The organism is Bacillus pinisoli (assembly GCF_023036475.1).
Taxonomy (GTDB): domain Bacteria; phylum Bacillota; class Bacilli; order Bacillales; family SA4; genus Bacillus_BS; species Bacillus_BS pinisoli.
The window spans coordinates 39,999-61,389 of the sequence record NZ_JAJQKI010000011.1; the positions used below are offsets into that span (position 1 = coordinate 39,999).

Sequence of the window (21,391 nt, forward strand, 5' to 3'; positions counted from 1 at the left end):
TACCTCCACCTTACTTGTTATTCTCGGGTAGTCGTTGCTCTAGAGGTACATCTCTTACTTTTTTTGCGGGGATTCCCATTACTAGTTCACCTTTTTTCACATCTTTCGTCACAATACTTCCTGCAGCCACTACTCCTTCCTCTTCAATGACGATTCCTGGAAGAATAATAGCATTTGCACCAATTCTTCCTCCCTTTTCAACTGTTATACCTTTAATACTCTTCAATCTTGCCTCGGTTCGCCCCATATACTGATCATTGGTTGTGACAACACAAGGAGCAATAAACACGTGATCTTTTAACACCGAGTATGCTGTAATATAGCTGTTTGTTTCTAGTTTGCAGAATGATCCAATTTTACAATGATTTTCGATGGCTACACCTCGCCCTACAATCGTACCTTTTCCAACATGTACACCTTCCCGTACTGTTGCTAAATCGGCAATATATACCTCATTCTCAATAACAGAATGATGATAAATAATAGATGAAGATCCAATGACTACATCATCCCCAATCTTAGTAGGAGAGGATTTTTCAGATACTTGTAAAATAGAATGTTTAGCCTTTGTTGGTTTCTTACCAATAATGACCTGATCTTGAATCACTACGTTGTTACCAATAATTGTGCCAGAATAGATGATGACGTTATGACCGATGACCACGTTTTTACCTAGTTGAACACCTTCTTCAATCACCACGTTCCTTCCTACTTTATAACCTGAGTAATCCTGACTCATTATCTCCCCTCCACATGTCTCGTTTTTTTCTCATCATCAAAAGTACTGATTAATTTTGTCGATAACACTTCCCATGAATGGTGATCTTCTACAAAACGACGGGCATTTTCACCTAACTCTTTTCTCAGATTTTCGTGATGAAACAGATGTAAAATGGCTTCTGCCATTTCTTCAACAGAACGTACAATCACTCCTCCACCTGACTGTTCAATATGATACTCACTTCTATTACTTAAAAGAATTGTTGGGAGACTTGCAGCCATATAGTCGTACTGTTTATTAAAACTGATTCCCCATTTATACAGCTCCGCATCCTTAAGGCTAATGAGACCTACGTCCGCCCGCTCTAAGAGAGTTGGTATATACTCTTTAAGCACAGATGGCAAAAAAGTAACATTACCTAAACAGAGCTCTTGTTTTAATTGAGAAAGCTTTTCTTTTTCAGGTCCATTTCCTACAAATAAGAAATGAATATGATCATTTTTTTCTTTAACTATTTTTGCTGTCCATAGTAGGGAATCTAAATAGTCAGAAACTCCATGAGAACCCGTATAAATAGCGATAAACTTATCTTTTACGTGACGTAAGGATTCTTCTATTTCAAGCGGTAGCTCAGAAGGTACTGAATCAAATCTAGACAAATCTACTCCATTTGGTAAAAAAAGTACTTTATCCGCTTCAATTCCTTTACCTATCACGTAGTCCTGTGCTTTATGAAATAACACAATGATCTTAGTTGCTTGCTTATAAAGAAATTTTTCTAATAAACCAAGTGCGATGACCACCGGGTGATACTTTGAAACACCTCCAATATCTATTAGTGTCTGTGGCCAAAGGTCTCTTTCTTCAAAATAGAAGGTGGCTTTTTTCTTTTTTGCCAACCAATAGGCTATGACTGGGGCAAGTGGGTGCATTAACGAGCCAATAATGATGTCAGGATGTTCCTTTAAATGTTTGGCATACTTATATGCTCGAATTGAGTAATCTAAAATGTTTTTCACTCTTCTCCAGTTATTTCTCACATAAGGTTCCGTCTTAATCCAAATGAACTTGATCCCTTCATGTTGTTCTATCTTTACTTCTTCACCTTTTTTAGTAATTCTAGTATCCTCACTTGCTTGATGAGCAAATGATGAAGCGAAGATGGTAACTTGATAGCCCTTTTTCACTAACTCTTTCGCTAAGTCATAATGTCTTGTTCCACCGCTAGATAAGGGGCCATTACTATAATGATTAAAGATCCATATATTCATAGCCTTTTCAATCCCTTCCATAAAGAAAGATCCTTGACATTAAATAGAAAATCTAAGGTACTTAAACCTGGCGTGAACTCTCCGAAAGGCTGGGGGTACTCAAAGGGCTGAAAAGAATGAAAGTCAATCTCTACACCTACTTCCATAAAATATTTCTCTTCTAGATAATCTTTACCAGTGGGTCCAGAAAGGTAGGTGGTTCCCCCTACTTCTTTTACAAGCTCAGCTAACAGCTCCGATCGTTTACCCTTAGGATGTAATGTGGAAGCTTTTATTAGTTTTGTATTAATTCCTAGCTCGCCTTTAATTAATTCAATAGTCGGAATGGTAAAATCAATGAGGTTATTTACATTTAATTGTTCATATAGCTGCTGTATCTTGGGGAATATATCGTTGAATTGTGGAGTACTTCGATAAAAAAACTGTAATGTATTTACATGGTCTGTTTTCCAATCTTTATCGCCGCTTATTAACACCTCATTTGTGACCTGTGCAAAATTCCCTTTCGATTGAACAGGGATCGTGAGCCACTTTGTACCATGTGGTCCTTTAATTTTTACTCGATTTTGGTAACTTCTTTTACTATATGGAACATGATCAAGAAGAATCATGATGTCAGAAGCCGCCATTTTCTCAAAAAAGCCCATCCATGGAAACAAGTTAGGTTGGTGAATGGATACAATCATAATACGACCCTCAATACCTCATAGGATTCTGCCCATGTTTTTTTTATTTGAACTCCTCTTAGTCTTGCAAGTCCATAGATAAATTCTTTATAAAAATACGGCCTATTTAGCTGAATTTGAGATTGATAGGATTGTAAAGCTTTCCACTTCAAATCAATATGTCGCTCTTCTAATTGGACAAATGCTTGTGATGAGAAGGATGTTTGGTTCCAAGGTAATTCATACCCAAGTACAGGTATATGCTTAAACACTCTTACTCCCTCATTATGGATAACCTTATGATCTTGATGAACATCTTGTGAGCATGGTAAACATACTAAATCGGGGTTAATCTCGCTTCTTAAACTGACTATTTCCTCTAAAATATCTTGTCGTTTTTCTGAGAATTTACGGACTTTATATGGTAACACCCTTGTATGCTCTTCCTTAACACCTAGTATGGACATTGCGTTATTAAACTCTTTATAAAGAGTATCTGAAGGCAAGTTTTCTGGTAGTGATTCCTCTGCAGAAGAGAAGGCTATAACATATACCTCCACACCTTCTTCCATCATCTTTGCAATAAGTCCACCAGCCCCTAATTCTGCATCATCTGTATGTGGTGCTAAAACTAACAATCTTTTAACCTTAAACATTCGTATCTCTCCTCAATGAGTTTAGTCCTCTTCACTTATTTGTTCATACACCTCCATGAGTTTCACACTCTCTGCTTCCCAGTTATATCTCGATAGAACGGCTTCTCGTCCGTTCCTCCCCATTTCACTAGCCTTTTCAGGATGGTTAACCATCCATTGTATGGCGTTAGCCAATGCATTTGAATCAAGTGGATCTACACATAAACCACAATTTTCTTTTGTTACGATATCCATTAAGATAGGAAAATTAGATGTAATAACGGGTATACCTGAGGCCATATATTCAAATACCTTAATAGGTAGTGAATGTACATATGCTGGTGTTGGATGACCTACATATAATCCTGCAACAGATCTTCTAAGTGTCTGTTTTACGCCTTCCCGGTCTAAGTAACCAAGCTCTTCTACCTTTGACCAGCCAGGGAGCTTTTTCATCTGTTCTTGAAGTTTTTGTTCCGCAAATGACCCAGCAAGCAAAAGACAAGCTTCTGTTTCTTTCATAGAATCAACCATTTCTTTAATGCCTCGTTCTTTTGACAATCCACCTACATAGCAAACCGCATTTTCTTTTAGTTCTTTACTAAAATCTCCATCCTCAAATTCCTCTTTAATTGGATAATTACAAACCGTCACAACATTACTCGAACGTTTTTTAAATCTTTTAGAAATATAAGGAGTTGCTGTGATGATGGCATCAAAATACCTTACACTTATATTCTCGAACGCTTCAAAACCTTTTGATATGATTGTTCTAAGTGCCGGCTTAATCCAGTACTTAGAAAGGATTTGACGAGGGACATCCTCATGAACATCATATATGACCTTTTTTCCTTTTGATTTTAATAGTAACCCTACTAAAATCAGCTCAGGATCGTGGAAGTGATAGATGTCTGCTTGAACTTCAATAGCCCTTTGATATACCTCAAAAATTGTTTTAAAAAAACGGTCTCTTCGATGTGACGGTGTTTTTATATGAATAATGTTTACACCGTCTATGACTGTATCTTTCTCATGCTGAACAATAAAGTAAACATCATGCCCATGCTTCTTTAAACTTAATGCTTCCTTATAAAAAATTCTTGTATCATCAATCGAATGAACGGATGTTAAGATACAAACTTTCATATGTTACACAGCCTTTCTATTTAAAAAGCACAACAGTCCCAATATAGCGAAAAACAACCTATTATCCGGAAGATCACCACTAACAAGTACATTAAAAAATGAACTGATAAACATCATAACGATGATGAGATTTAATTTACTATTATTCACTACACGGATGTTAAATAGGTTTTTCATCGAGTGAATAAGTAGCGATAATAGGAGGATTAATCCAATAAGACCTAATTCAGCCGCTGTTTCTAAAAAAATATTATGTGGGTAATTGCGAATATCAGCTCCATCATGAAGGATGGGCCATGAACCAATGCCATGTCCAAAGATTGGTTGTTGCATCCAATAGGTGATTGAATTCCAATAATAACTAGACCTTACACCCGCTGACGTTACATCTTCTCCTTCAAAAAAAGACATTAATCTAGTAAGCGTAAGCAAATTTTGGTTGGTCATCAAAAGAAAAACAATTGTACTAATAATAACTGTAATAATAACCAGGGACGTAAGAGCATAGACTCTTAATTTAATATGGTGTCTTTTAATGGATATTGAATAAAACAGTGGGACGAGTAAAGTTAAAATGGTTCCAATTAATGGTCCACGTCCGCCAAGAACTAATAAGGAAGAGAGCATATAGATATACATGAAAAAGCTTAGAAATTTTGAAACGATACTTCGTGTATAAAAGAGCATATACCCTGAGCAAATGACCGCCCCTAAACCAATTAATTGCCCTGTACCCAAATAGCTACTTCCCATAACGTTTACGAAACCTTCTCGATCTGATTGAAGGTACTGAATAACTACTTGAACGGAGAACCATAGTGACAGTAAAAAAGTTAGCTGAAGAAATTGTTTAACTCTTACTTGAGAAGAAGAAATGATGACGCTTGTAGCAAATAGTGAAAGTAATACAGTACTAGACATATAAAGTACCTTCTCGGAGGCATACCATTGACTAGGTGACCACAGTAAGCTAGTTAATATATAGCCTACAAAGAGAATGTAGATACCATTAGTACCCGCTGCGTGAACATCTATTAACCATCTTCTTTCTAGGCCGAGTATATATAAACAGTAAATGCTACTTAGTCCGAAAAAGAACAAAGTCAGGTCAAGAGGAATGATGGAACTGATTATAGGGTCTCCTTTATACAAACCGGCAAATAAAAACAGAATAAACACGGCTTCAAACGAAAAGAGACGAGTTAAATACCCTAATAAGCTGGTTTGTTTCATTTTCTCTCCACCCTTTGACCTAATCATTGATTAAGCACACAATACCTCTTATAATCGATAATACTTACTCACTGTGTCCTGGTTGTTTAGCGCATTTCTAGTATCTAAGATAACTTGTGAGGTAGTGGCAATTTCTTTATAGTCAAACTTGCTATGATCTGTCGTAATCACAACGATATCAGCTTTCTGTAGTTGATCTTTCGTAACAGGAACCGTTTGATATAGCTGTTTCCCATCACTCCATGTATCAATATAGGGATCACTGCTTATAATGGTTGCGCCTCTATTTTGTAGAATTTGCGCAATTAATAAAACAGGTGATTCTCTCACATCGCTGATATCTTTCTTATAGGTAATGCCTAACAAGTAAATAATGGAACCCTTAATTGGCTTTCCTTCCTCATTTAGAATCTTGCTAATCTTTTCTACTACAAATTCTGGCATACTAGTATTAATTTCTCCGGCAAGTTCTATGAGTCTAGTGTGATAATTATACTCCCGAGCCTTCCATGTTAAATAAAACGGGTCAATTGGAATACAATGTCCGCCAATTCCAGGACCAGGATAAAAGGGCATAAACCCATAAGGCTTTGTGGCAGCTGCTTGAATGACCTCCCAAATATTCAATCCCATCTTGTCACAGAGAATGGCCATTTCATTGGCCAGGGCAATATTTATATTTCTGAATGTGTTTTCATAGACTTTTTCCATTTCTGCCACTGCTGCACTGGAAACTTCATGTACATCACCCTCTAACACCGACCGATACATCGTTGCCGCCATTTTTGTACATAGGAGTGTTGCTCCTCCTACTACTTTCGGTGTATTCTTCGTTTTAAAATGTGCATTACCGGGATCTATACGTTCTGGTGAGTACGCTAGAAAGAAGTCAGTACCACATTTCAATCCAGATGCTTCTAAAATTGGCTTTAGCACTTCCTCTGTGGTGCCTGGGTATGTTGTACTCTCTAACACAATTAACATTCCGGGTTTTAGATGTTTGGCAATTTGTTCAGTAGAACTTCTCACATAACTTAAATCAGGTTGCTTATAAATATCTAAGGGAGTCGGTACACATATGGCTACTGCGTCAACCTTTTGAATAAATGAATACTCTGAAGTTGCCATTATTTTACCCTGATCAACCACCTGTTTTAATTCTTCATCTGCCACGTCTAATATATAGTTTTCACCTCTATTAACCATATCCACCTTCTGCTGCTGGATATCAAAACCAATAACCTGAAAACCAGCTTTTGCCTTTTCAACAGCTAGTGGAAGTCCTACATAACCAAGTCCTACTACTCCAATAACTGCTTTTTTAGATGTAAACTTGTCTATTAACTGTTGAGCAATAGTTGAGTCGTTATCTGCTGGTAGATCCATTATTTTTCCCCTCCCTTTTTAGATGATTTTCCCCTTACACTCTACACAATCCTTAGGAAATTTTCTTTATCCTCTTTCTAACAGATTATTCCACCTATAGTCCCGTTGTAACGGCGTATACCCTGCATTTATTTACATACAGACATAAGTCTTTAGTAATAATCTGTCGATAGTAAACAGAGCCTTTGATTACCTAAAAAAATAGATCCGATTGTCGGACCTATTTTTTACTTATTGATTTAAAAAACTGCCTTACTATAGAGATAATATAGCTCTGATTGTCTTTTGTTAATTCAGGGTACAGTGGCAATGCAAGTGTACATGTGGATGCCTTTTCCGATTCAGGCAAATCACCCTTTTTATACCCTAAATGCTGGTACACTTCTTGCAAATGCAGTGGGACTGGATAATAGATGCCTGTTTGTATTCCATGTTCTTGCAAGTAGGTCATTAGCTGCTCTCTTAGAGGGGTTTGAATAATATATAGATGATAAACAGAGTCACTACACTCTTGTTCTGTAGGGAGTTTAAGTGGTAGGTTTTTAAAGGAGTCGTTATAGATCGCTGCTTTTTTTCTTCTCATTTGATTATAGGAATCTAAGTGAGGTAATTTCACATGTAATGCTGCTGCTTGTATTGGATCTAATCGACTATTATAGCCAATATGAGTATGATAATACTTTTGACTGCTGCCATGGATCCGTAGTCGTTTTACTTTACTTGTCAAATCAGCATCATTAGTTACAATCATCCCTCCATCACCAAACCCACCTAAATTCTTGGTTGGAAAGAAAGAAAAGCAACCCGCAATTCCCATACTTCCGACTTTCCTTCCTTTGTATAAGGAACCAATTGCCTGACAGGCATCCTCTATAACATAAAGACTCCGTTGCTCAGCAATGTCTACTATTTCATCCATGTTAGCGGGTTGTCCAAATAAATGTACAGGTATAATGGCTTTTGTTTTAGGCGTAATTGCTGCTTCAATTTTTGAGGTGTCTATATTGTACGTATCGGGATCAATATCCACAAATACTGGGATCGCATTTAATCTTGAGATGACCTCTGTCGTCGCAAAAAAAGTAAACGGAGTCGTTATGACCTCATCCCCTGCACCGATACCAAGTGCCTCTAACGTTAACAGTAATGCATCTGTTCCATTTGCTACTCCAATAGCATACTTTACCTCACAATACGCTGCTATTGCCCTCTCAAACTCCTCTACTTTTGGACCCATTATATATTGGCCACTCGCTAATACATTAACTATCTCTTTATTAATCTCTTTCTCTAATGAAAGATATTGCTCAGCCGTATCTACTAAAGGGATTTCATTCTTTGGTTTTTTCATCCTATCATTCCTAACTTATTTCCTTATAGTTTATAAGTTTTTCTCTGGTCTGCCGCTTTATAAAGGGCAAGAACAAGCTCGAGTGCTTTTCTTCCATCCTCTCCTGTAACAGCAGGAGTTTTGTTTAGTTTGATAGAATCAATCATATCTTGAACAAGAAGATGATGGCCTGATAAACCGTATGGGTCTTGACTTATCTTCTCAATAATAGACTGACTCTGTTCCTTCGTTTCACCCTTAAATTCCCAATGGTCAATCCAATTAGCTGTTGGACCACTAATAACCGCACTACCAAATTCACCGAATATACTAATTGACTCTTTATAATTGGTAGGGAAAATCGTTGAGGTTGCTTCAATTACTCCTAGTGCCCCATTCCGAAATTTGATGATAGCTGTGGCAAGATCCTCGGCCTCGATATTTCTTAGCCTCGTATCTAGATAAGCTTGAACCTCCACTACCTCTCCAACCAACCATAGTAAAAGATCAAGATTATGGATGGCCTGATTCATCAATACTCCACCATCTTGATCTTTCGTGCCACGCCAATTAGCTTGTGAGTAGTATTCTTCACTACGATTCCATAAAACCGTTGCATTCACTAGGTTAATAAGTCCAAATTTGTTTTCATCGATTGCTTTTTTCAACTCAAGGATAGCTGGTCGAAATCGGTTTGGATGCACAACAGAGAGTTTTACATCATGCTTTTTACATGCATGAATTATAGCATCTGCGTCTTCCAAGGTTAGTGCCATCGGCTTTTCTAATATGATATGCTTTTTCGCTTCAGCTGCCTGTATAGCCAAAGCTGCATGAGTTCCACTAGGTGTACAAATATTTATGACGTCAATCTCCTTATTATTTAGCATCTCTTGAAAACTTGTATACTTCTCGGCATGAAAATCAGAATAAAACTCTTCTAGTTTACTTGTGTCTTTATCACATATCCCAAGTAAACGTGCATCACTATTTTCCAAGATTGCAAGTGCATGCTTTCTAGCAATATGACCACAGCCCACAATGGCAAACTTTAATACCAAATCTATCACCACCTCTCTTCATTTACTCTATTCTGAATGAAGGTATTATGTTCTTTATTTCTCGTCTAATTAACACCGGATCATCCTCTTCTATTGCCTCTCTTAACTGCTTTAGTTGTCGCTCTAGCTGCGAGCGGTTTGTTTCAAGCATGTTGGCAATAAAAATACGATCATGAATGGTTCTTCCATTTTTCTCTTCATCTAGCATCAACTCTTCAAAAAGCTTCTCACCAGGCCTCATCCCTATGAATTGAATGTCAATTTCCTTATATGGCTCAAAGCCTGAGAGTTTGATCATATCTTCCGCTAAATTTACTATTTTCACCGGCTCTCCCATATCGAGAATAAATATTTCTCCTCCTTTAGCAAGTGCACCTGCTTGAATAACGAGGAGAACCGCTTCTGGAATCGTCATAAAATACCGTGTCATTTCTGGATGTGTAACTGTCACAGGACCACCTGAAGCGATCTGTTTTTTGAAGAGCGGGATGACGCTCCCCCTGCTTCCCAGCACATTACCAAAACGAACTGAGGAAAAGATTGTACTACTCTCTTTACTTATTCCATATAAGTACATTTCAGCAATTCGTTTTGAAGCTCCCATTACACTCGTTGGGTTAACAGATTTGTCAGTAGAAACTAAGATAAACCTGTTCGCCTTATATTTATGAGCACAATCTGCTACAATCTTCGTACCGATCCCATTATTCTTAATGGCTTCACTTGGGTTTTCTTCCATTAATGGAACATGCTTATGAGCAGCTGCGTGGAACACAACATGTGGTCGATATCTTATAAAAATAGACTCCATCCGTTTTTGATCTTGGATATCTGCAATAATAGGAAGGATTTGTTTATTTGGGAATGTTTGTCTTAATTCTTGTTCTATAGAATAGATGCTGTTTTCACCATGTCCTAGCAAGAGTAATGTGTGGGGATTAAATTCTAATATTTGTCTACATAACTCTGAACCAATTGAACCACCAGCACCAGTGACGAGTACAATTTGGTCAGATAAATAGCTCTTAATTTCTTTAAGATCTAGTTTAATGATTTCTCTTTTTAATAGGTCTTCTACTTCAACATTCTTTATTGAATTTATTGATAACTTTCCATGGATTAGTTCATCAATTCTTGGTATTACAATAATATTAGCATCTGTTTTCTTACAGAGTTCTACGATCTTCTTTAACTCTTGCTTTTGAACAGACGGTAAAGCCACAATAATATGGTTTATATGGTACTTCTGTACAAGGTTTTGTATATTGTCACGATTTCCTAACACAGGTAAGCCGTATATATTTCGACCAATCTTTTGTAAGTCATCATCTACAAAGCCCAATGGCTGTAATCTTGTATCATGATTTTCTTTAAGTTTTTTTACAACTAAGGTCCCACAATCACCAGCGCCTATGATGAGTGTCCGATTCTTCAATCTTTTAGGTTGAAAAATTTCTGCTAGGGAGAGCATTTGTAAGACTCTTACACCACCTAAGAACAAGATAATTGTTTGCAGGGAACTAAATTGGATGGATAACGGTATATCCCATTTAAATAAGTAAATTAGGAGGGATGTAATCCCGACACTAACCGAAATATAGAAAATGAGAGATAAGAATTCTCGAATGCCTGCATACTTCCAAAGGCGGATGTATTGCTTTGAAAAGATCATAAATATCATAATGATAGTGGATAGCCCTAGACTATAAGGAAGATACGATTGAAACAGTTCTCGTTGTAGGTTTCCTTCTAAGAATAAATAGTAACCTACAAATACACTTAATAGAACAAGGACTAAATCTATCAGGATCATCAAGGAATAGTTTAAAGTCTTCATAAAGTTTCTCCTTTTTACTTTGTTTAATTTCTGTAAAAACCTCTCTTCTTTAGTATTTGTTTCTCTTTGCCTTCTCTCCTATTTGCCTTGTAAGATCTATTTTCTTCTGAAAAACTTTTTATCTAGATTCCTTGTTTTATTTAACACAGTCCCAATAACTGAAACATTATATCCCTTTATCTGTAATATTGAATTCCTTAGTTCCTTCTTCGTAACACTTCTTTGTCCCACTACCATTAGCACTTTACTATCAGGAAAACAGATTGATTGTAATTGAAAAGCATGTTCAGCTGAGGGTGCGTCAATAATAATGACATCGACAACATTTTTTTCTGTAAACACATTGAATAGCTGTAAAAGAGTACTCGTAGATAGTATGTTATTTTGTGCATGGGATTTAATAGAATCTGCAGTTAATAAGATGATATTTTTGTATAGCCTCTGTGAATCTGAATCATTAGTTGTTTGAAAGATCGTATGAAGCTTAGGAGACACAATATTTGCATCAACAAGTAATACCTTTTTTTGCTGAAGAGCATATGAAATCGCTAAGTTTGATGCAACAAATGTCTTCCCTTCTCCGGCCTTTGAAGATGTAACAATGATAAACTTCTGATTTTTTAATTGATTATATAAGACATTGAAAGATTGTGTGATTTTTACCGGTATATCAGTTTGATTAATTAGTGGATACTGATTTCTTTTTAATAGGCTTGATATATACCTTACAAGATCTGATTTCCAAATATGTGGAATGGGCGTAAATGTTTGTACCCCCATTTTACGAAAATCCTCTTCTTCTCCAACTCTCTCTTCGTACACCTCTTTAAACAATATGATGGTGAACGTTAGGCCAAAGGTTAATATCACTGTAATCATGATGATAAAAGAATAATTAGGTGAAACCGGTTTCTGGTCCATGTCTATCCCATTTGGGACTTCTAATTCCACTAGTTCATACCTGTACCCTGACAGTTTCGTTATTTCAACCTTTACAACCTCAATCAGACTCTTCATAATGGCTTCTGATTTTTCAATGGAGTCTCCTTTTACAGTGATCTTCATTAGTGGAGTTTCTTGTATAAACGTAACATCAATATTTTCCTTTAATTCTTTTATACTAAGTTTGTACTCCTGTAAATCTGTTTGTACACTCTTAAGGATAACAGACGTATTAATCATTTCCCTGTAGGTATTCATGGTTTGAGTGTCTAGGTTTATATTTTGCGTTCTCTGTTCTTCTGCAACTGTAATTAAGATTTTGGCATTTGCTTCGTACATCGGTTTAATAAATACATAACAAGTCATCACAGTAATTAATATACTGCCTAGAAGGACTGACGCAATTGTCCACTTCCACTTACTTAACATGTAAAATAGAAAAGTGAAATCAATTTGTTTGAAATTCGGATTATTGTTCATCATCATCCCTCCTTAGAACCTCTTTATATACATGTTTGATGTCCTTCCAAATACCGTGATTAAAATTTGAGTTATGCCACAGTATGACAAAGTTGCCATTATATTTCTTCACCTTTTGTTTGAGGTAATTTATACGTTTTATCATCTCTTCTGGTCTTACATCATCCTGGTAGAAGAAAGTAGATTCCATAACTATTAACGGAAACTCTGTTACATCCAATGTTCTTCTTTTTAGGATGTCAAACACTCGGTATTCGTAGCATGTTCCCGCTCGAAAGCCTTCTTTTTCGGCATAACCCATTGTCATATCCACGGTCATATTGTTTTTCTCCCATATCTCCCATGTCAACGGAACTTGAAATCGTAAATAATGTTGACGACCTTCCTTGACTGGAAGACCTAATACTTCCTCTAATCCTTCCTTCTCCTGTTTCCACAGTTCTGGGTTTGTATAGGTATTAAAACTTGGGTGAAACCCAATGATATGATTGCGCCTTTTAATTCGTTGGATTACATTTTGCACGTGTCGATCTTTTAGTTTGTATTTTCGGTCAAACTTTGTCACGCCTCCGTTCATAAAGAAGAATCTCGATTGAATACCAAGGGCTTCAGATTGGTCCATAATGTCATCAAACGTATCAAAAGGATCTTTCTCATGGTTGTTTTTTATATTTAAATACTGCTTAGGCCGGCTAAGAGCAAGATTTACATTTCTCCTAATGGTTAGGTCCCCTACCATTGTTCTGAGTACATCTATTGGAGAATCCCATAAACGAATATGATCCACGTCATGGGTAGGTATAATAGAAAATCTTCGCTCTAGCCTATCTTGCTCAATCCCAAGAAACAAAAGCATACTCCATAACATCTCCGTGTATTCATTCACAACTGGTCGATCTAAAAACAGATGTTTATTAGCAAGACTTTCTTTAGCTGGGAAACGATCAAATGAATCGCGATTCTTGTTCACGTATTCTTCCCATCTTGTTAACATAAAGAACGAAGAAGCGAATAGATCTATGTTGCAAATGATCCTTTCGTCCCTGATGACGTCTACATCTTCTGTTCCATAAATAATAGGTATATCTTGCTCAGGAATAAACCTATTCTTTGCAAAACTCACCTTAGTTGGTAGGAATGAATGATGAAGATATCCCTCAGTAGGAGGTACATGCGAAAAGAAGTGATCCTTTATCCATAACTCTTTTCCATTCGGTAACAAAATGACATAATCTAGTATGTTATGAACCTCTATTTCAAATTGTAATCCTAAAAAATCTTTTAACAGTACATTGACAATATAAGTCCGTTCATCTAAAAATTTCCCAGGAAGTAAAATTTTCATTAGTACCAAGCTCCCTCGTTATTAGGATTCCAGCGAGCTTACACTTGCAATTCGTTACAACCAACCTATTCTTACTCAGCTTGTCTTTGTAACGGCGGGAGCCTATGTCGGTAATAATAAAGGTCATGTGTTTGAGGAAAGTGAGGAACTCTTTACAAGTTGGCGGATTGCAACTTTGCATAAAATGTATAGTGCTATATAAGAACTACACATCACGGTTGAATAAATAAAAACCGCTAAACTCGCTGATAAATGAAAATAAGAGGCAAGACTTATACCGACAACGACTAGTAAGACACGTGACAAATCCCAAACTAACTCCCAGTTTTGTTTTTGCAAAATGTCGAGTGTGGTTGATAAAGGGGACATAGTAAACTGAGCAAGATACATAATGGCTAAGATTTGTACAAACACCCCAGCATCCTTCCACTCTTCTCCAAATATAAACGGAAATAGCCATGGACTAATGACCATGAAAAGTATGGTAGGAATGAGCCCCCACATGAATAAATGCTTAGCTGTTGTATCAAACATTTCCTGAAACTTTTTGGGTTCTTCTCTAGCATATTTAGCACCTTCACCAAAGTAAACTTGCGCTACCGCTGTTCCTATTAACCCCATCGGTGCCCCTACTACCCGTTCACTAAGTGCCCATAATCCAGCCACTCCTGTACCATAATTCATTGCGATTAATAATGGAGTAATGTGTAATGCTATACCATTTAGGAGTGATGACCAAGAGGAGTAAAGCGGAAAACGTCGGTATAATTTAGCCACTTCTAACATTTTCCTAACGGATATAACTTGAAGATCCTTTTTGTGCTTTTTCCATACTAATGAGGCAAGCAATCCACTACCTCCCATACGGCCCAAGCTGTCCCCAATCAATAATCCAATATTACCCAACTTCAAAAAACCAAAAATTAATTGTACGGATAATTGCACAATACTTTGATTCATTTTTGTTATGGTTATTAACACATAATCTCTGTTGCGGATAGCCCAATGGTTCAACGACTGATAAAAACCAATTCCCATCATGCTTAGCCCGACCAGCCAATAGTAACGTTGCAACTCTCCAGCACTAAATAGAGATAATAAGTCTTCCCCTATTAGAAACAATGTACTAGTCATAATGGTTGTCGTTATGAGGGTTAATAGTAAAGACAAAACAAGAAGGTGTAATGCCTTATCTCTTTCACTTGGAAGAGGTATAGCTAGAGGATATCGAAGATCCACCACTTTAGAACAGATTCCGACGATTGAGATAAAAACCATAAGTACGCCAAAATCACTTGGAGTGTACAACCGGGTTAACAACGGGGATAGAAGAACATGTAGCCCTTGTGCTACTACAGTACCACCGGCCAACACTAATACTTTACTTAGAAACCCATCCCCTTTCCATTTCTGAAAAAACATAGGTAACCGTTTCATCGTTTCAGCTCATCTACTATGAAATTTCGTACTTTGATAAGGAATGAATTAGTTTTAGATATTGTTAAATAGGGTTTCTGAATAGCACCAAAACCACGAAAGAAATTTTCCACTCCAGGGATCATACTGCCTTCAAAATCAAAGCTTTTTGTCACATTAGAAGAATACTTAATTGCCTCCCAAGCTAATAAACTATTAGCTTGACTATTTCTGAGTTCCGGATCGCTTCCTGACATGAGATAATAGGCACTTTGCTGGTCCCAGACAAGATATAAAACCGAATGAATTCTCCGTTGGTCATCTTCAGCAAAGAATATCTTTCTGCAATGATGTTGTTCACAAGCAGCATCTAACTTCTTAAGATACGATAAGTCATAACTCATCTCTAAACCTTGTCTATCAAAGGTTTTTTTATTTACATGGAAGAACTTTTCTATATCATCCTCACTATATACATGGACAATTTGCTCTGCCTTCTTAATATTTCTTCTGCAACGCGATTTAAAATTATCAAATACTTCATCCAGATCATGTAGATCCTCAATTACATACGTATAGTTCGTTTTTTGTCTGAATTCCTTCCAATAAAAAGGTAACCAATTTGTAATCGTATGATGTAAAGAAGTTTGAAAATGATCGTATGTCGGAAGCCTTTCTATTAATTTTTCATATAACTCCATCTCATGAGATAACCTTGTTACATATTTTCCTTCTGCTGGTCTAGCCCAAATACCTAGAAATGGTGTGAGTTTAGGCATCGTTAGTATGGTATATATACCACGGTTTTTCTTAACGTACGGTAAACTTGCAAGTATCTCTTCACCTTTTTCGACTAAAGCAACATTCCAATTATCTTCTCCAACTAATGCGTCTAGCCACCAATCCTTTGCAAAGATAGGTATCGTCGACTCACTCGCACATAATCCTCTGTATTTTTCTTGATCCGTTCTTTTCTGGCTGTTCATACTTTATCCCTCCAAAGCTAAAACATACAGTACTATTAATGTATTCATCGAGATAAAAAGTGACATAATAGTAACAGTTAGCTGGAGGAAATTAAACTATGCGAAAGAAAAAGTCTTTTCTATAGGGGGTATAGATATCATATTAGTGCCATGACTTATGATGCGTTTCTTCTAATAACAACCCCCATTAAACATAACGAAACCGTTTTAGTAAAAATAATAAAAGGTTGACATGAATTTTTATTCATAATTAGTACTTTCTAATTATATTTATATTAAAACCATTAAAATTAAGGGTCGAGCTTGTAATTTCTATATATTGACGAATATTTCGCAATCTATTATATTAAAATTACGAAACCGGTTTTTATAAGTAGTAAAGGTAAATAAATATAGGAGGTAGATGATGCGTACTTTCCCTAAAGATTTTGTTTGGGGAGCAGCTACTGCTGCTTTTCAAATTGAAGGTGCTGCCAAAGAAGACGGTAGAGGCGAGTCAATCTGGGACCGTTTCTGCAGAACCCCTGGCAAAGTAGCAAATGGAGACACTGGTGATGTTGCATGTAATCACTATCACCTCTATCAAGAAGATGTTCAACTGTTAAAGGATTTAAACGTTGACTCTTACCGTTTCTCTATTAGCTGGCCAAGGATCTTCCCAACAGAGACAATGACACCTAACCAACAAGGACTTAATTTTTACAAAAAGTTAGTCAACACTCTCTTAGAACAAGGAATTACACCAATGGCCACTTTATATCACTGGGACCTACCTCAGTGGTTACAAGACAAAGGTGGTTGGACAAACCGAGAGATAGTTCAATATTTTAAACAATTTGCCGAAACAATGTTTCGAGAGCTAGGTGATACCGTTAAATATTGGATTACTCACAACGAACCATGGGTTGTTTCTTATTTGGGTTATGGTAATGGAGTACATGCTCCTGGACACCAAGATTTACAATCGTTTCTTTCAGCATCCCATCACATTTTACTTTCTCATGGAGAAACTGTTTCTCTTTTTAGAGAAGTAGGCCCAACAGATGGTAAGATTGGAATTACCTTAAATATGGCAACAGCATATCCTGCTGATGAAACTGCAGCAAGTATGATAGCTGCACAATCTTGGGATGGTTTTTTAAATCGTTGGTTTGCTGATCCCGTTTTTAAAGGGGCTTATCCGAACGACATGCTTGACCTTTATTCTGATATTACCAATTTTTCGTTTATCCATGATGGTGACTTAAAAATCATCTCTCAACCAACAGATTTCTTAGGAATTAACTACTACTCAATCGCATATGTTAAGCCTTCTACAGAAGGTGAGTTTCATTTTCTTAAAGCTGAAACCGTTTCCAGCGGAAAACCAGTTACGGCGATGGATTGGGAGATACACCCTCAAGGGTTAACTGACTTACTTATTCGCCTTCATAACGATTATAACGGTATTCCAATTTATATTACGGAAAATGGCGCTGCCTTCGATGATACAGTAGATGAAAACGGAGAAATCCATGATGACTTACGCCTTTCCTATATTGAGCAACATTTAGAAGCATGCCTAGTGGCAATGGAAAGCGGAGTAAATTTAAGAGGTTATTACGTTTGGTCATTTTTAGATAACTTCGAATGGGCATTTGGATACGATAAGAGATTCGGTGTTGTTTATGTAGACTATGAAACACAAAAAAGAACACCTAAGAAAAGTGCATTATGGTATCGAGATATGATAAATACTAACAAGACTAAAAATAGCGTTAGCTTGTAAATGGAGGAGATTTTCAAAATGAAACTAAAAAATTTCTTAAAGCTAGGAACATCATTAGTGTTAGCTACTTCGCTTTTCGCATGTAGCACTGCTCCGGACTCTTCTTCTACACCTGATTCAGAGGATAAAGAAGGTACTGTTGAGCTTACAATGGGCGTATTTGGAAGCACTGGGTATGAAAAACTTGCAGAAGAATATGCTAAAATGCATCCAAATGTGAAAGTTCAAGTAAACACTGCTGACTTTAACGACCACCATAATAACTTATTTACTTCGATTTCTGCAGGTAGTGGATCACCTGATATCGTCATGATCGAAGTAGGATTTATTGAAAAGTTTAGAGACGCTCAAGATAAATTTGTAAACCTATACGATATGGGTGCTGATGATATTAAAGGCGACTATCTAGACTGGAAATGGAGTGTAGGAGAGAGCGCTGATAAGTCATTCTTATTCGGTTTACCTACTGATATCGGTCCAACAGTTATGTACTATCGTACAGACTTATTTGAACAAGCTGGCCTTCCAACTGACTCTGCTCAAGTAGCTGAAGAAATTAAAACGTGGGAAGATTTTGAAAAGGCTGCTGAACTAGTAAAAGCAAAAACAGGTCAACCTATGACTGATAATGTGGAACTTATTTTCAACGCTCTACGTGACCAATCGGATGAAATTTACTTCGATCGTTCAGAAAAACTGATTGTTGATAAAAATCCAGCTATTAAAAGTGCATATGACTACACAGTTAAATTAATCGAAAAAGATCTTCTTGGTAACCTAGGACTTTGGACACCTGAGTGGGGAGCTGCTATGGCAGATGGTAAATACGCGACTCTATTAGGTCCTGCTTGGATGCAAGGAGTTGTAAAAGGAAATGCACCAGATGCGGCTGGAAAATGGGCTATGGTCCAAATGCCTGAAGGTGCTGGTAACTGGGGTGGATCATATTTAGCTATTACAAAAGAATCTAAGCACCCACAAGAAGCCTATGACTTCATTGAATGGCTAGTATCACCGGAAAACCAGTTAAAATCTTTCTTAGACCAAGGTTTATTCCCATCAGCTGTATCAGTATATGAGGAAGAAGCTTTCAAAAATCATACAGATGAGTACTTCAGTGGCTTACCAACCGCACAAATCTTAAGTGATGCTGCTAAGAAAGTAAAAGACGTATACTATGGTAAAAACTTCACACTAGTTCAAGGCGAAATTATGAAGGCTTTACAAAACGTTCAAGCGAATAATGCAGATCCAGAAAAAGAATGGAATGAAGCAATGGATCGCATTAAAGAACAATTAGAAAGACAATAGTAATTAATTTATAAGGTATGGCTGATTAACTCCGCCATACCTTATTATTAGTAAATGAGTGAAAGGGGACATTATTATGGAGGAATTAGCTAGCCATCAAAGAAAAACGACACTTACCAAGTCCGGTCTTTCCGAGAGAAAAAAAGATGCAATCTCTGCGTACTTCTTCATCTCACCATTTTTTATCCTATTTGCTATTTTTGGTTTATTCCCAATGCTTTTCAGTTTTTACCTAGCCTTTCAAAAATATAATGGACTAGGCGAAATGAGTTTTATAGGCTGGAAAAACTTTATCTGGATCTTAGAAGATCCTTTATTTTGGAAATCTATCTACAACACGATTATTCTTGGGTTATTAGGAACTGCACCTCAAATTTTAATTGGAATGATCTTAGCAACGATTCTAAATGCAACATGGCTGCGCTTTAAGAATGTATTTAGGATTGCAATTTTTATGCCGTATGTAACTTCTATTCTAGCCGTTGCCATTGTATTTAGTGTTATTTTTAGTAATCAACCTTCAGGATTAATGAACACTATACTAATATTCTTGGGTTTTGATCCCATTAATTGGACAACTTCAGAATGGGGAGTAAAAATCGCGATATCTACGATGGTATTCTGGCGTTGGGTAGGCTATAACACGATTATATTTTTAGCTGGTTTGCAGAGTATTCCTCATGATCTCTATGAGGCTGCAGAAATTGATGGAGCAAGCACGTTGATGAAGTTTCGTCACATTACGTTGCCTTTATTAAAGCCTGTTATCTTATTTACAACCTTCCTATCCACAATAGGTGCTTGGCAACTTTTTGTTGAGCCACTTGTGTTCTTTGGAAGACTAAATGATGTAAGAGACGAAGGGATGACTGTTGTACTATATTTATATCGTGAAGCATTCCGTAACAATGCATTTGGAACTGCCTCTGCAACAGCCATTATTTTATTCTTTATTATTATTATATTCACGATATTGAATTACCTCTTAACAAACAGAGAACGTAAGCTATTTAAAAGGAGTGTATCGCGATGAGAGGAATCACAATCAGTAAAATACTCTTATACATCATGATGTCAGTTGGTGCAATCCTCTCTATTTTTCCTTTTTACTGGATGTTTGTCATGGCAACCAATTCAAAGGAAGCTATAAATCAAACACCTCCAGCTTTTATACCTGGAGAATTCTTGGTAGTTAATTTTCAGAATGTACTACAACAAATTAAATTCTTTGAGGCGCTTGCAAATTCATTTATCGTCTCTACTTTAGTAACAGTTGGTGTATTATTTCTCTGTTCCTTAGCTGGATTTGCATTTGCAAAAATGGAATTCCGTGGTAAAAATGTGCTTTTCGTTTCTATACTTGTTACGATGATGGTACCTTCTCAATTAGGTCTTGTTCCTTCGTATTTTATCATTACAAAGTTAGGTTGGCTTAATAGCATGGAAGCACTCGTAGTACCAGGATTAGTTAATGCATTTGGTATTTTCTGGATGAGGCAATATATAAAAGATTCAGTCCCTGATGAAATTATTCAAGCTGCGAAAATTGACGGTTGTGGCAACTTCCGTATCTATTGGAACATTGTTGTACCTTCTGTCCTTCCAGCTTTTGCAACATTAGGAATTGTAACATTCATGCAAATCTGGAATGATTTCTTATGGCCAGTAACAGTGTTAAGAGACCCTAGCTTCCAAACCATTCAAGTTGCAATACGTTCATTAAATGATGTTTATATTCGTGATTATGGTATGATATTATCAGGAACTTTCTGGGCTACAGTTCCTCTTGTTATTGTATTCCTTATCTTCAATAAATTCTTTATTGCAGGACTCACTCAGGGCTCCGTTAAATAAGAAA

18 protein-coding genes are annotated in these 21,391 nt (G+C 36.7%); 4 read left to right on the forward strand and 14 right to left on the reverse strand.

Going from position 1 to position 21,391, the window contains the following annotated elements; all coding sequences use genetic code 11:
- Positions 1-10: 10 nt before the first annotated feature.
- The 14 genes from LT143_RS15320 to LT143_RS15385 all read right to left on the reverse strand — a co-directional run bounded on the left by LT143_RS15320 (position 11) and on the right by LT143_RS15385 (position 16,454).
- A complete protein-coding gene (locus LT143_RS15320) occupies positions 11-739 on the reverse strand; it encodes an acyltransferase (protein WP_246944198.1) in 729 nt (242 codons plus the stop codon).
- Positions 739-1,992 (reverse strand): glycosyltransferase family 4 protein, encoded by a 1,254-nt coding sequence (locus LT143_RS15325; protein ID WP_246944201.1) that lies wholly within the window; start codon positions 1,990-1,992, stop codon positions 739-741. The genes LT143_RS15320 and LT143_RS15325 overlap by 1 nt, the downstream gene beginning before the upstream one ends.
- Positions 1,989-2,678 (reverse strand): WbqC family protein, encoded by a 690-nt coding sequence (locus LT143_RS15330; RefSeq protein WP_246944204.1) that lies wholly within the window; start codon positions 2,676-2,678, stop codon positions 1,989-1,991. Before LT143_RS15330 ends, LT143_RS15325 begins: the two co-directional genes overlap by 4 nt.
- A complete protein-coding gene (locus tag LT143_RS15335) occupies positions 2,675-3,313 on the reverse strand; it encodes a PIG-L deacetylase family protein (RefSeq protein WP_246944206.1) in 639 nt (212 codons plus the stop codon). Before LT143_RS15335 ends, LT143_RS15330 begins: the two co-directional genes overlap by 4 nt.
- A 21-nt stretch (positions 3,314-3,334) precedes the next feature.
- Positions 3,335-4,438, reverse strand: coding sequence for a glycosyltransferase family 4 protein (locus LT143_RS15340; protein WP_246944208.1), 1,104 nt, complete (start codon positions 4,436-4,438; stop codon positions 3,335-3,337).
- A gap of 3 nt (positions 4,439-4,441) precedes the next feature.
- A complete protein-coding gene (locus LT143_RS15345; RefSeq protein ID WP_246944210.1) occupies positions 4,442-5,671 on the reverse strand; it encodes an O-antigen ligase family protein in 1,230 nt (409 codons plus the stop codon).
- A gap of 48 nt (positions 5,672-5,719) precedes the next feature.
- On the reverse strand, positions 5,720-7,057 hold the full coding sequence (locus tag LT143_RS15350) for a nucleotide sugar dehydrogenase (protein ID WP_246944212.1): 1,338 nt from the start codon (positions 7,055-7,057) through the stop codon (positions 5,720-5,722).
- Between the two features lie 220 nt (positions 7,058-7,277).
- Positions 7,278-8,408, reverse strand: coding sequence for a DegT/DnrJ/EryC1/StrS family aminotransferase (locus tag LT143_RS15355; RefSeq protein WP_246944214.1), 1,131 nt, complete (start codon positions 8,406-8,408; stop codon positions 7,278-7,280).
- Positions 8,409-8,431: 23 nt separating this feature from the next.
- The gene (locus tag LT143_RS15360) at positions 8,432-9,448 is read right to left on the reverse strand and encodes a Gfo/Idh/MocA family protein (protein WP_246944216.1); all 1,017 of its coding nucleotides are present in this window, start codon (positions 9,446-9,448) and stop codon (positions 8,432-8,434) included.
- Positions 9,449-9,470: 22 nt separating this feature from the next.
- A complete protein-coding gene (locus LT143_RS15365) occupies positions 9,471-11,285 on the reverse strand; it encodes a polysaccharide biosynthesis protein (protein WP_246944218.1) in 1,815 nt (604 codons plus the stop codon).
- Positions 11,286-11,381: 96 nt separating this feature from the next.
- Positions 11,382-12,707: a P-loop NTPase gene (locus tag LT143_RS15370; protein WP_246944222.1), complete on the reverse strand. Its 1,326-nt coding sequence runs from the start codon at positions 12,705-12,707 to the stop codon at positions 11,382-11,384.
- Positions 12,697-14,052, reverse strand: coding sequence for a polysaccharide deacetylase family protein (locus LT143_RS15375; protein ID WP_246944224.1), 1,356 nt, complete (start codon positions 14,050-14,052; stop codon positions 12,697-12,699). The genes LT143_RS15370 and LT143_RS15375 overlap by 11 nt, the downstream gene beginning before the upstream one ends.
- Before the next feature lie 123 nt (positions 14,053-14,175).
- Entirely contained in the window at positions 14,176-15,489 is a 1,314-nt protein-coding gene (locus LT143_RS15380) for a lipopolysaccharide biosynthesis protein (RefSeq protein WP_246944227.1), read from the reverse strand.
- A complete protein-coding gene (locus tag LT143_RS15385; RefSeq protein ID WP_246944230.1) occupies positions 15,486-16,454 on the reverse strand; it encodes a GNAT family N-acetyltransferase in 969 nt (322 codons plus the stop codon). Before LT143_RS15385 ends, LT143_RS15380 begins: the two co-directional genes overlap by 4 nt.
- 406 nt (positions 16,455-16,860) lie before the next feature.
- Here LT143_RS15385 and LT143_RS15390 point away from each other — a divergent pair, with 406 nt between their 5' ends.
- From LT143_RS15390 to LT143_RS15405, 4 genes are all read left to right on the forward strand, one after another.
- Positions 16,861-18,222, forward strand: a complete 1,362-nt coding sequence (locus LT143_RS15390; RefSeq protein ID WP_246944233.1) for a GH1 family beta-glucosidase — start codon at positions 16,861-16,863, stop codon at positions 18,220-18,222.
- 18 nt (positions 18,223-18,240) lie between these two features.
- Positions 18,241-19,533 carry an ABC transporter substrate-binding protein gene (locus LT143_RS15395; RefSeq protein WP_246944235.1) on the forward strand — a complete coding sequence of 431 codons (1,293 nt, stop codon included), beginning with the start codon at positions 18,241-18,243 and terminating at the stop codon, positions 19,531-19,533.
- Between the two features lie 76 nt (positions 19,534-19,609).
- On the forward strand, positions 19,610-20,566 hold the full coding sequence (locus LT143_RS15400; RefSeq protein WP_246944238.1) for a carbohydrate ABC transporter permease: 957 nt from the start codon (positions 19,610-19,612) through the stop codon (positions 20,564-20,566).
- Positions 20,563-21,387: a carbohydrate ABC transporter permease gene (locus LT143_RS15405; protein WP_246944240.1), complete on the forward strand. Its 825-nt coding sequence runs from the start codon at positions 20,563-20,565 to the stop codon at positions 21,385-21,387. Before LT143_RS15400 ends, LT143_RS15405 begins: the two co-directional genes overlap by 4 nt.
- The last annotated feature ends 4 nt before the right edge of the window (positions 21,388-21,391 follow it).